This is a genomic window from Kribbella sp. NPDC059898 (assembly GCF_042730855.1).
Classification (GTDB): Bacteria; Actinomycetota; Actinomycetes; order Propionibacteriales; family Kribbellaceae; genus Kribbella.
The window spans coordinates 226979-238411 of the sequence record NZ_JBHWKR010000006.1 but is presented as its reverse complement, the minus strand read 5'-3'; the positions used below and the strand labels follow the sequence as shown (position 1 = coordinate 238411).

General features: G+C 70.5%; 14 protein-coding genes. 2 read left to right on the top strand and 12 right to left on the bottom strand.

All coding sequences use genetic code 11. The features are described 5' to 3' along the window. Positions 1 to 97: 97 nt before the first annotated feature. Positions 98 to 955, top strand: coding sequence for a phosphotransferase family protein (locus ACFV9C_RS21035; protein WP_380195887.1), 858 nt, complete (start codon positions 98 to 100; stop codon positions 953 to 955). On the opposite strand, the gene ACFV9C_RS21030 is transcribed toward ACFV9C_RS21035, so the two are convergent. Further along, the gene (locus ACFV9C_RS21030) at positions 892 to 1674 is read right to left on the bottom strand and encodes a hypothetical protein (RefSeq protein WP_380195885.1); all 783 of its coding nucleotides are present in this window, start codon (positions 1672 to 1674) and stop codon (positions 892 to 894) included. The two genes, ACFV9C_RS21035 and ACFV9C_RS21030, sit on opposite strands and share 64 nt — an antisense overlap. 27 nt (positions 1675 to 1701) lie before the next feature. On the opposite strand from ACFV9C_RS21030, the gene ACFV9C_RS21025 reads away from it, so the two are divergent. Continuing rightward, positions 1702 to 2730 (top strand): 1-aminocyclopropane-1-carboxylate deaminase, encoded by a 1029-nt coding sequence (locus tag ACFV9C_RS21025; RefSeq protein WP_380195884.1) that lies wholly within the window; start codon positions 1702 to 1704, stop codon positions 2728 to 2730. On the opposite strand, the gene lgt is transcribed toward ACFV9C_RS21025, so the two are convergent. The 11 genes from lgt to hisI all read right to left on the bottom strand — a co-directional run bounded on the left by lgt (position 2723) and on the right by hisI (position 11374). Further along, positions 2723 to 3892, bottom strand: coding sequence for a prolipoprotein diacylglyceryl transferase (lgt, locus tag ACFV9C_RS21020; RefSeq protein WP_380195882.1), 1170 nt, complete (start codon positions 3890 to 3892; stop codon positions 2723 to 2725). The genes ACFV9C_RS21025 and lgt overlap by 8 nt on opposite strands. 51 nt (positions 3893 to 3943) lie before the next feature. Continuing rightward, positions 3944 to 4642 carry a DsbA family protein gene (locus ACFV9C_RS21015; RefSeq protein WP_380195880.1) on the bottom strand — a complete coding sequence of 233 codons (699 nt, stop codon included), beginning with the start codon at positions 4640 to 4642 and terminating at the stop codon, positions 3944 to 3946. Continuing rightward, the gene (locus ACFV9C_RS21010; RefSeq protein ID WP_380195879.1) at positions 4639 to 5118 is read right to left on the bottom strand and encodes a MauE/DoxX family redox-associated membrane protein; all 480 of its coding nucleotides are present in this window, start codon (positions 5116 to 5118) and stop codon (positions 4639 to 4641) included. Before ACFV9C_RS21010 ends, ACFV9C_RS21015 begins: the two co-directional genes overlap by 4 nt. Then, a complete protein-coding gene (locus tag ACFV9C_RS21005; RefSeq protein ID WP_380195877.1) occupies positions 5115 to 5789 on the bottom strand; it encodes an SCO family protein in 675 nt (224 codons plus the stop codon). Before ACFV9C_RS21005 ends, ACFV9C_RS21010 begins: the two co-directional genes overlap by 4 nt. Positions 5790 to 5796: 7 nt before the next feature. After that, positions 5797 to 6618, bottom strand: coding sequence for a tryptophan synthase subunit alpha (gene trpA, locus ACFV9C_RS21000; protein WP_380195875.1), 822 nt, complete (start codon positions 6616 to 6618; stop codon positions 5797 to 5799). After that, the gene (gene trpB / locus ACFV9C_RS20995) at positions 6615 to 7823 is read right to left on the bottom strand and encodes a tryptophan synthase subunit beta (protein WP_380195873.1); all 1209 of its coding nucleotides are present in this window, start codon (positions 7821 to 7823) and stop codon (positions 6615 to 6617) included. Before trpB ends, trpA begins: the two co-directional genes overlap by 4 nt. 79 nt (positions 7824 to 7902) lie before the next feature. After that, entirely contained in the window at positions 7903 to 8709 is an 807-nt protein-coding gene (gene trpC, locus ACFV9C_RS20990) for an indole-3-glycerol phosphate synthase TrpC (protein ID WP_380195871.1), read from the bottom strand. 13 nt (positions 8710 to 8722) lie between these two features. Beyond that, complete coding sequence (locus tag ACFV9C_RS20985; protein WP_380195870.1) at positions 8723 to 8968, bottom strand: HGxxPAAW family protein; 246 nt, start codon at positions 8966 to 8968, stop codon at positions 8723 to 8725. Positions 8969 to 9036: 68 nt separating this feature from the next. Next, positions 9037 to 9567, bottom strand: coding sequence for a Trp biosynthesis-associated membrane protein (locus ACFV9C_RS20980; RefSeq protein ID WP_380195868.1), 531 nt, complete (start codon positions 9565 to 9567; stop codon positions 9037 to 9039). Next, entirely contained in the window at positions 9564 to 11054 is a 1491-nt protein-coding gene (locus tag ACFV9C_RS20975; RefSeq protein ID WP_380195867.1) for an anthranilate synthase component I, read from the bottom strand. Before ACFV9C_RS20975 ends, ACFV9C_RS20980 begins: the two co-directional genes overlap by 4 nt. Next, complete coding sequence (gene hisI / locus ACFV9C_RS20970; protein WP_380195865.1) at positions 11051 to 11374, bottom strand: phosphoribosyl-AMP cyclohydrolase; 324 nt, start codon at positions 11372 to 11374, stop codon at positions 11051 to 11053. The genes ACFV9C_RS20975 and hisI overlap by 4 nt, the downstream gene beginning before the upstream one ends. Positions 11375 to 11433 lie beyond the last annotated feature (59 nt).

Below are 11433 nucleotides of genomic sequence, written 5' to 3'. Positions count from 1 at the left end.
AAGCGCTCACTAGTAGCCTCCTATCTTCCCAGCCGACCGCCTCCGCAACCACCCACAGCACCGGAAATTCACTTGCCGGGACTGATAGGCCGGAACCATGTCCTGGCAGCCCTCCCCCGACTGGCAACCGCTCACCGCCGGCATCGGCCAGGCGACCGGCGGCGTGTGGCGGACGCCAGGTGGCGAAGTGGTGAAACGCCTGGTCAGCGGCGTGACCGAACCGCGTCACCACGCCTACTGGGAGCGGCAGGCGCTGGTCGCCGAGTCGGGTGTTGTTGCCCGTACGGCGGGTCTCCGGGCGCCGGTGTGTAGGGGCCTGGAACGGGACGCGGACGGCATCACGCTCCGGATGGCGCACGTCGCGCCGTACGAGTGGGCTCCGGAGGCACTGGCTGAGGCTCTGGGGCGGTTCTCGGCCTGTTCCGTGCCCGAGCCCGACTGGGGTGCTCGCAACGTACTCCGGGACCGTCTGAGGACCGTGGAGCGCCGCGGCGGCTGGGCGGCGCTGGGTGGTTTGTCGACGCCGGCGATCCAGGCCTTGTGGGCACGCCGCGAGACCGCGCTGGAGGTTCTGGACGCGCTCCCCCGGGTGCCCACGCACGGTGACGCCCACCCGGCAAACCTCCTAGGCCGGGACGGCGACGACGTGATCGCGATCGACTGGGAACAGTTCGGCCTGGGCCCGGCCGGCTTCGACCTGGGTTACCTGCTGCTCGGCACGGATGTCCCGCTGGACGACCTCGTCGCCGCCCACGAGGCTGGCGCGAGCCGCACGCACCACCTCCCGTCGGCGCCGCCCAGCGGCGATGTGCGCGGTGGGGCGGCGCTGGTCGCGGCGTACACCGGGGTTTCTCGAGCCGCCTGGGCGCTGGGGCGAACCGGCGCCGGCGATCACGTGGAGCGGTTGGGGCGGCTGGCGTCGATCGTTGACGAGGCGGTCAGCCACGCTGCGTAGAACGCCTGGTAGCTGGGGAACCGGGTCGTGGTGGCTTCGATGAGCACGTCGGCCACGGGTTGCGGCGGGTCAGGTAACAGGAGCTGACCGGCTCGAGCCATCACGTACGCGGTGGTACGGGTGTCGATCGGCGCGCCGAGGACGTGCTGCTCCGGCGCCATGTAGCTGCTGGAGCCGAACATCCGGCCCATGGTGTTGCGGGTCGGACCGCGGTGATACAGGTCCAGGTCGAAGACCGTCAGGCGATGCGCCGGGAAGTCGTAGAGCATCGACGAGTTGTAGAAGTCGCACTCGACCCAGCCGGCTGCGTCCAGTGCGGCGTGCAGGTCGTACAGGGCGTTGACGGCGGCGAGGATCTCCGCGGTGGGGAGCGCGTGGAAGCGCTCGCGGCTGGTGGAGTCGCCGAACAGTTCGCCGTCGCGCCACTCGTACACGAGCAGCGGGCCGGACGGGGACTCGATCACCGCGTGCAGAGCAGGTAATACCGGGTGTGGGACAGACTCCGCCAGTTCGATCGCGTTGCGGAGCAGAGCGACACGATCGGGGAAATTCACGTACGCGTCGGTCGCGTCACCGGCGGTCTTCACGAAGTACCGGTCGGTGGCGGTCTGCAGTCCGTACGAAATGTTGCCCGAGTCCTTCGGGGCGAAGCGGGCGAAGATGGTGCCTAGCTGGTCGAGGTACGTGGCCGGGACGACTTCGATCGCACCTGGGAACATCCCGCCGACCCTAGTGGAGGAACACCAATGGCTCTCAGCGATTTTCCGCGGTACCCCCTGCTGTTCGGGCCGAGCCCGGTGCATCCGCTGGAGCGGTTGTCGGCGTACCTCGGGGGTGCGAAGGTGTGGGTCAAGCGGGAGGACTGCAACTCGGGGCTTGCGTACGGCGGGAACAAGACGCGGAAGCTGGAGTACCTGATCCCGGACGCGCTCGCGCAGGGTGCGGACACGCTTGTGTCGATCGGCGGGTACCAGTCGAACCACACCCGCCAGGTCGCCGCTGTCGCCGCGAAGGTGGGGCTGAAGGCCGTGCTGGTGCAGGAGAACTGGGTCGACTGGCCGGACGCGCTGAACGACCGGGTCGGCAACATCCTGCTCAGCCGGATCATGGGCGCCGAGGTGCGGCTCGACCCGGCCGGGTTCGGGATCGGGTTCAAGGACAGCTGGAAGCAGGCGCTCGAGGACGTGCGGTCTCGCGGCGGTACGCCGTACGCGATCCCGGCCGGCGCCTCCGACCACCGCCTCGGCGGGCTCGGGTTCGCTCAGTGGGCGTACGAAGTCCAGCAGCAGGAGCAGGAGCTCGGCGTCTTCTTCGACACGATCGTGGTCTGCTCGGTGACCGGGTCGACACATGCCGGGATGATCGCCGGGTTCGCCGGGCAGGACCGGCCGCGGCGGGTGATCGGGATCGACGCGAGCGCGAAGCTGCAGGAGACCCGCGACCAGGTCGAACGGATCGCCCGGGCGACGGCCGCCTTGATCGGACTGCGGCGCGACCTGCGCGCCGACGAGATCACGGTCCTGGAGGGCTGGGCGGGCGACGAGTACGGCGTACCGGTGCAGTCGACGCTCGACGCGATCCGGCTGACCGGGCAGCTCGAGGGCATGATCATCGACCCGGTCTACGAAGGAAAGTCGATGGCCGGATTGATCGACCTGATCCGCACCGGCGACATCTCGCCGACCTCAACGGTCCTCTACGCCCACCTCGGCGGCCAACCCGCCCTGAACGCCTACAGCGGCCTCTTCACCCAGAGCCAACCGATCGCTACTTGAGGCGGCCGCCGGTGTGGTGGGTCGGGCCGGGGGTCTCCTCGGCAGCCGGCCCGCCGGCCGGCTTCGCCGAGGAGGCTTGGTCTTTGGCGGCGGTCGTGGTTGTGGGGTTGGCGCTGTCGGCGGCGTCCGCCGTGCCGGCCGCGGTCTGGCCGGTCGCGGTCTGGCCGGTCGCGGTCTGTACGTCGGCGATCTGGCCGTCGGCGGTCTGGCCGTCGGCGGTCTGGGTGGTCGCGGTCTGTACGTCGGCGGTCTGGTCGTCGGCGGTCGCGGGCTCGCCGTTCGCTGCCGTGGTTTCGGGGGTGGGGGTGCCGGCGGCGGGGCCGGTGGTGAGGTTTTCCTGGCCGGGGCGGAGGCGGGCGCTGAGGATGAAGGCGATGACGGCGAGGACGAACATGATGAGGGCGGTCCACACGTTCAGGCGGAGGCCGAAGATGTGGTTGACGGTGTCGATGCGCAGGTTCTCGATCCAGGCGCGGCCCGCGGTGTAGGCGGCGGCGTACAGGAAGAACGCGCGGCCGTGGCCGAGTTTGAAGCGGCGGTCGACGAGGAGGACCAGTGCGACGACGCCGAGGTTCCAGATCGCCTCGTAGAGGAACGTCGGGTGGAACGTCGCGAAGTCGGCGAAGCCCGGTGGGCGGTGTTCGGGAGAGATCTCCAGGCCCCACGGCTTGGTGGTCGGACGGCCGAACAACTCCTGGTTGAAGTAGTTGCCGAAGCGGCCGAAGATCTGCGCCAGCGCGATCCCGGGCGCCATCGCGTCCGCGACCGCCAGGAACGGCACCTTCGCGCGCCGGCAGGCGATCCAGGCGCCGAGCGCGCCGAACCCGACGGCGCCCCAGATGCCCAGTCCGCCGTGCCAGATCTTCAGCGCGTCGATCGGGTGCTTGCCGGGGCCGAAGTACAGCTCGGCATCGGTGATCACGTGGTAGATCCGGGCACCGACCAGGCCGAACGGGATCGCCCAGAACATGATGTCGGCGAGCACCGGCGCGGACCCGCCGCGGGCGACCCAGCGGCGGCGGCCGAGCCAGTACCCGGCGAAGATGCCGGCCAGGATGCACAGCGCGTACGCGCGGATCGGCAGGCCGAGAAGGTGCCAGACGCCCTGGCTCGGGCTGGGGATGAACGCCGGAACCGTCACGGCAAGACTCAGACTAGACATGGCAAGTGGGAACGCTACTCGACCCGTCCGGGCACGGCCACAAACGCACGGTCACGATGCGGTCGCATCCACGGCCTTCTGCAGGCCTTCGGCGGTCAACTGGTCGGTCGGGAGCTGCTTGCCGTTCAGGTACACGGTCGGCGTCCCGGTCACGCCGCGGTCGTCGGCGGCCTTCCCGACCGAGTCGAGCCAGCCCGCGTACGTGGTGTCCTGCAGCGCCTGCTGGTACTTCGCGTCGTCGATGTCGAGCTGCTTGCCGAGCTCGAGCAGCTGGTCCGTGGTCCAGGACTTCGCGAAGTCGCCGTACAGCTCGTCGGCGAAGCTCAGCGCCTTGCCGTTCGCGGCGGCCGCGGCGAACGCGTTCGCCAGCCGGGGCGAGGCGCTCGGGTTCACGAACTGCAGCGGCCAGTACGTGAGCGTCGCCGTACCGTCCGCGACCAGCTTGTCGATGGTCGCGCCGCTCTCCTTCTCGAAGTCCGCGCAGTGCGGGCAGCGGAAGTCGAGGTACAGGTCGATGGTCACCTTCGCGCCGGCCTTGCCGACCGTGACGCCCTTCCCGGAGGTGCCCGGGCCGGTGATGACGGCCGGCTCGTCCCGGTCGGTCATCGCCACCTCGACCTTGGAGTGACCGCGGTAGTACTGCACGCCGACCCCGGCGGCGAGCGCCAGCACCAGGACGACCGCGACGACGATGCCGGGTGAGATCCGGCGCTTCGGCTGCGGCGCCAACGGATTCACGGGATTGCTCACGACGCGGTGACTCCTTGTGGTGTTTCGGACACGACGGCGAACTTACTGGACGGGTACAGCCACAGCCAGCCGGCCAGCACCAGCAGGCCGACGTCCCGCAGGATCTCCTGCAGGTACTTCGTTTCTCCCGGCGCGACCTGCCCGCCGCCGCCGAAACAGCCGCAGTCGATCGACAACCCGCGCGCCCAGGCCGACGCCACCGCGACGACGAACACGAGCAGGAACACACCCGCGGCCACGGCGGAGGCGCGGACGCCGAAGCCGACGACCAGCAACAGCCCGATCGCGATCTCCAGGAACGGCAGCCCCCAGCCGACCGGCTGCACCAGCCACGACGGCAGCAGTTCGTACGCGCGGACCGCCTGCGCCGCCGTCTCCGGATCGGTGACCTTCATCGCGCCGGCCACCAGCATCACGCCACCGAGCAGCAACCGCGCCCCGAGCGAGACCCAGCCGAACCAGCCCCGCCGCTTCACTGGTTGTCCTCGACCAGCTTCCCGAAGTCGTGCGCCAGGTCGCCGATCGCGGCGTTCGACAGCCAGATCACGTTCGCCTTGTCGTTCTTCCCGAAGCCGATCACCTGCGCTCCGTGACCGACCTCGTACCCGCCGGACGGCAGCTTCTGCATGCCCTCGACCGGTACGCCGACCGCCTTCGCGATGTCCTTGATCGACGTCAGCGAACCGGTCAGCCCGACGAACGACGGGTCGAAGCGGTCCAGGTACTTGCGCATCACCGGCCCGGTGTCGCGGGCCGGGTCGGTGGTGATGAACAGCATCTGGATCTGGTCCTGCACCGGCTTGTCCAGCTTGGTCAGTGCGGACGCGACGTCGGCCATCACGGTCGGGCACACGTCCGGGCAGTTCGTGTACCCGAAGAACACCAGCGTGACCGGCTTCTTCGTCGACGTGACCAGGTTGAACGGGTCGCCGTTCGTGTCGGTCAAGGTGGCCGCGGGCATCGAGTACGGCCGGTCCAGCGTGGCGCCGCGCATCCCGTTCGGGTCCTGGCTGCTGCGGATGATCGCTCCGCCGGGGTTGTCCGCCTTCTGCTGATTGCCGCTGCAGCCCGCGAGGGCGAGCAGAGCCACCGCCGCCAACAGCAGCGCGCCACTTCTGCCTGACGACACAGCCCTGGTTCGACTCACGGCTCTACTAACGATCGGCGGGTGTGCGAGGTTCCCTGCGGACGCCTGCCGACAGGTCCTCGGCGAGCGTTCGGACGGCGGCCGGGCCGCCGTCGCCGAGCGCCCGGACGAGTGCCGCACCGACGATCGCGGCGTCCGCGAACGCGGTCACACCGGCCGCCTGGTCGCCGTTCGAGATGCCGAGACCGACACCGACCGGAAGGCCGGTCGCCGCGTGCGTCCGGGCCACCAGCGGCGCCGCCAGCTCCGACGGCTTGTCCCGGGCACCGGTGACACCCATCACGGCGGTCGCGTACACGAACCCGCGGCAGGCCGCGGTGGTCATCGCGATCCGCTCGTCGGTCGAAGACGGCGACACCAGGAACACCTTGTCCAGGTCGTGCTTGTCGGCCGCCGCGGTCCACTCCGCGGCCTCGTCCGGGATCAGGTCGGGCGTGATCAGCCCCGCTCCCCCGACGCCGGCGAAGTCCGCCGCGAACCGGTCCACGCCGTACCGCTCGATCGGGTTCCAGTACGTCATCACGAGCACCGGCACGTCGGAGTACGCCGCGAGCTTCTCGACCGTGCTGAGTACGTCGCGGGTACGCAGACCGCCCGCGAGCGCGATCTCGGTGGCCCGCTGGATCGTGACGCCGTCCATCACCGGGTCGCTGTACGGCAGGCCGAGCTCGACAACGTCGGCGCCGCCGTCGACGAGCGCCTTCAGCCCGTCGAGCGCACCGTCGTACGTCGGGTACCCGGCCGGCAGGTAGCCGATGAAGGCGCCGCGGCCCGCGTCGTTCGCCTTCCGGATCGCGGCTCCGGCCTTGCCGAGGGCAACGTCGCTCATGCGCCGGATCCCTTCTCGCCCAGCCCGAACCAGGTCGCGGCCGTGTCCATGTCCTTGTCGCCGCGGCCCGAGAGGTTCACCAGGATGGTTGCCTCCGGCCCCAACTCGCGAGCGATCTCGAGCGTGCCCGCGACCGCGTGCGCGGACTCGATCGCCGGGATGATGCCCTCGGTCCGCGACAGCAGCTTGAACGCGTCCATCGCCTCGGCGTCGGTGATCGGCCGGTACGTCGCCCGCCCGGTCTCGGCCAGCCACGCGTGCTCCGGGCCGACGCCCGGGTAGTCCAGCCCGGCCGAGATCGAGTGCGACTCGATCGTCTGCCCGTCCTCGTCCTGCAGCAGGAACGACCGCGCACCGTGCAGTACGCCGACCTGGCCGGCGGTGATCGTCGCCGCGTGCCGGCCGGTCTCGAACCCGTCGCCGCCCGGCTCGATGCCGTACAGCTTCACGGACTCGTCCGGGATGAACGCGGTGAACAGGCCGATCGCGTTCGACCCGCCGCCGACCGCCGCGACGGCGGCGTCCGGCAGCTGGCCGGTCAGCGCGAGCGTCTGCTCGCGGGCCTCGTCGCCGATGCCGCGGACGAAGTCGCGCACCATCGCCGGGAACGGGTGCGAACCGGCCGCCGTACCGAGGATGTAGTGGGTCTTGTCGACGCTCGCGACCCAGTCGCGGAGCGCCTCGTTGATCGCGTCCTTCAGCGTCCGGCTGCCGGTCTTGACCGAGATCACCTCGGCGCCGAGCAGCCGCATCCGGGCCACGTTCAGCGCCTGCCGCTCGGTGTCGACCTCGCCCATGTAGACCACGCACTCGAGGCCGAGGTACGCGCAGGCGGTCGCGGTCGCGACGCCGTGCTGGCCGGCGCCGGTCTCGGCGATCACCCGCGGCTTGCCCATCCGCTTGGTCAGCAGCGCCTGGCCGATCGCGTTCCGGATCTTGTGCGCGCCGGTGTGGTTCAGGTCCTCGCGCTTCAGCAGGATCCGCGCACCGGCCACGTCCGACAGCCGGGTCGCGTCGTACAGCAGGCTCGGGGCGCCGATGTAGTCGCGCAGCATCCGCTCGAACTCGCCGGTGAACTCCGGGTCGGCCATCGCCTCGCGCCACGCCGTGGTGAGCTCGTCGAGCGGCGCGATCAGCGCCTCCGGCATGAACCTGCCGCCGAAACGGCCGAAGTGCCCGAACTGGTCGGGCAGCACAGTACTCATCCGACTAAAACCTTCCGATCCCGGCCCAGACGGCTCGGGAGAGTTACTGCCCCTACCCGTTTGGACCGGGAGGAGAGGTCTAGTGCCGCTGCTGGATGGCGGGGTGCGATCCGGCGGCGACGAGGTCGGCGACCGAGGCGCGGGGATCGCGGCCGGTCACCAGAGTTTCACCGACGAGGACGACATCGGCCCCGGCGCGCGCGAACTCGATTACATCATGCGGGCCGCGGACGCCGGACTCGGCCACCCGGACCAGCTCGGTCGGGATCGTCGGCGCGACCCGGGCGAAGGTGTCCCGGTCGACCTCGAGGGTCTTCAGGTTCCGGTTGTTGACGCCGATGAGCTGAGCGCCGGCGTCCACCGCACGCCGGGTCTCCTCCTCGTCGTGCACCTCGACCAGCGGGCACAGGCCGATCGAGTGCGCCCGCTCGATCAGCGAGACCAGCGCCTCCTGCTCGAGCGCGGCCACGATCAGCAGCACCATGTCGGCGCCGGCCGCCCGGGCCTCCCACAGCTGGTACGACGAGACCACGAAGTCCTTGCGCAGCACGGGCACGTCCACCCGGCCGCGGACCGCGCGCAGGTCGTCCAGGCTGCCGTTGAACCGGCGCTCTTCGGTCAGCACCGAAATCGCCGCGGCACCACCCAGCTCGTACTCCCCGGCCAGTGCGGCCGGGTCGGTGATCTCGGCCAGGTCGCCCTTGGACGGGCTGGACCGCTTCACCTCGGCGATCACCGCGATCCCGTCGCCGCGGAACACCGGCATCGGGTCCTTGGCGTCCGGCTTCCGCTGGGCCTCCTGCTTCAGGTCGTCCAGGCTGACCCGCGCCTGGCGCTCCGCGAGGTCCTCCCGGACCCCGGCGAGGATGTCGTCAAGCACAGTCATGTCCGTCCGCCCTTCAGAGGTGGCCGTCGGTCGGTACCCCGAAGCCGAGCAGCTGCAGCACCTTGCCGGCCAGCGCGCCGAGCACCGCGATCGCGACCGAGATCCAGAACAGCACCCAGTTCGGCCCGAGCACCATCGCGATGGCGCCGACCGTGAACGCGACCAGCACGATCGCCACCGCCGTCCACGCCGCGGGGCTGTTGCCGTGCAGATCGTGCGGAGCCTCCTCCTCGATCCGGTCGGCCCCTTGATTCGCCACCGTATTGTCCATAGTTGGCGCCACTCCTCCTCGTCGTCCCGTCCTATTGTGGCGGTAGCCCTCCGCGATCAGAGAGTCGGGTCCTCCCCGGCGTCGATCGCCTTCCACTGATCGGCCGGTGCGGCGGCCGGATCACGCTCGTACCGCTGCGTCGGCCGCCGCCATCGCCCCGCCGTCAGCGCGGTCAGCAACCCCGCCGCGACCAGTGCGATCCCACCCACCAACGCCAGCCACGGCGCCGGCCCCACCGTCTGGGTCACCTGGTTGGCGATCACATCACTCAACTCGGGCCGCAACCTACTCAGCTCAGGGCCATCGGGGCGCACGCCCAGAGCGACGACGATCGCGGCTACTCCGAGCAGCACGACCAGACCGCCCAGTACTCTCCGCAGGAGCGTGCCGGCGAGCTTCGTGACCACTACAGCGACCACCGCGGCGAGGGCGAGCGTCACGGGCGCCTTGGTGATCGTGTAGCCGTTGAAGACCACGTCCTTGCGCCCGTTACCGGGGTTCGCGGACACCCACGTCAGGTAGCCCGACAGCCCGAGCAGGACGAGCGCCGCGACGGCGAGCAGGTCGACGATCCGTTGGAGTCTCATACTTCGCTGAACGTTCCCGCGACCGCGATCGCGTTCAGTACGGCGGCCGCCTTGGTCCGGCACTCCGCGTCCTCGGCGGCCGGGTCGGAGTCCGCGACGATCCCGGCACCGGCCTGCACGTACGCCGTCCCGCCGCGGAGCACCGCGGTCCGGATCGCGATCGCGGTGTCCGCGTCGCCGGCGAAGTCCAGGTAGCCGACCACGCCGCCGTACACCCCGCGCCGGGTGATCTCGAGCTTGTCGATGATCTCCATCGCCCGCGGTTTCGGTGCCCCGGACAACGTTCCGGCCGGGAACGCCGCGGCGAGCGCGTCGAACGCCGTCATCCCGGCCTTGAGCTGACCGGTGACAGTGGACTCCAGGTGCATGACGTGGCTGTACCGGCGGACGTCCATGAAGTCGACCACCTCGACCGTGCCCGGGGCGCAGACCTTTCCGACGTCGTTGCGGCCGAGGTCGACGAGCATCAGGTGCTCGGCGCGCTCCTTGGCGTCCGCGCGCAGCTCCTCCTCCAGCGCGTGGTCCTCTTCCGGGGTCGCGCCGCGGCGGCGGGTGCCCGCGATCGGGTGCAGGATCACCTTGTTCTCGGTGACCTTGACCAGGGCCTCCGGGCTGGACCCGACGATGTCGAAGCCGTCCAGGCGGACCAGGTACATGTACGGGCTCGGGTTCGACCGGCGGAGCACCCGGTAGATGTCCAGCGCGGACGCCGTGCTCGGCAGCTCGAACCGCTGCGAGACGACGATCTGGAACGCCTCGCCCGCGCGGATCTCCTCCTTGGCGTGCTCGACCGCCTGCCGGTACTCCGCGCTCGACCGCTGCCGGTGCGGGTCGGGCTGCGCCTGCCGGTCGGCGCGGACGACGTACGACGGGGTCGGCTGCGCCAGGTCCCGCTCCATCGCGTCCAGCCGCCGGACGGCGTCCGCGTAGGCCTCGTCGACGCGGTCGTCGGAGTCGTCCCAGTTGACCGCGTTCGCGATCAGCCAGATCTCGCCGGTCTCGTGGTCGAGCGCGGCCAGGTCGGTCGCGAACAGGAACGTCAGCTCGGGCAGCCCGAGGTCGTCGGTCGTTGTGTCGGGCAACCGCTCCAGCCGGCGGACGGCGTCGTACCCGAGGAAGCCGACCATGCCGCCGGTGAGCGGCGGCAGGCCCGGGAGCCGCGGGGTGTGCAGGATCTCCAGCGTCTCCCGGAGCGCCCGCAGCGGGTCGCCGGTCTGCGGCAGGCCGACCGGCGGGTTCCCGGTCCAGACGGCCTCGCCGTTCCGCTCGGTCAGCGTCGCGGCGGAGCGGACGCCGATGAACGAGTACCGCGACCAGACGCCGCCGTTCTCCGCGGACTCCAGCAGGAACGTGCCCTCGCGCTCGGCGGCCAGCTTGCCGTACACCCCGATCGGGGTCTCGGCGTCGGCCAGCAGCCGGCGGGTGACCGGGATGACCCGGCGGTCCTTCGCGTACTCGCGGAACGTGTCGATGTCCGGGGTGTTCACGCCTTGATCTCCCCGTGCTCGAAGCAGCTGCGGGTGCCGGTGTGGCAGGCCGGGCCCTCCTGGTCGACGAGCACCAGCAGGGTGTCCGCGTCGCAGTCGACGAGGAGCTGCTTGACGTGCTGACGGTGGCCGCTGGTCTCGCCCTTGACCCAGTACTGCTGCCGGCTGCGCGACCAGAAGGTGCTGCGCCCGGTCTCGGCGGTACGGCGTACTGCCTCGGCGTTCATCCAGCCCACCATCAGGACCTCGCGCGTGTCGTACTGCTGCACCACCGCCGGGATCAGCCCGGCCGCGTCGAAGGTCAACTCGTCGATGTTCACCTGTCCATTGTCGCTGATCACAAGCCGGGGCCCGACAACGGTGTGTGCCGACGAACTCC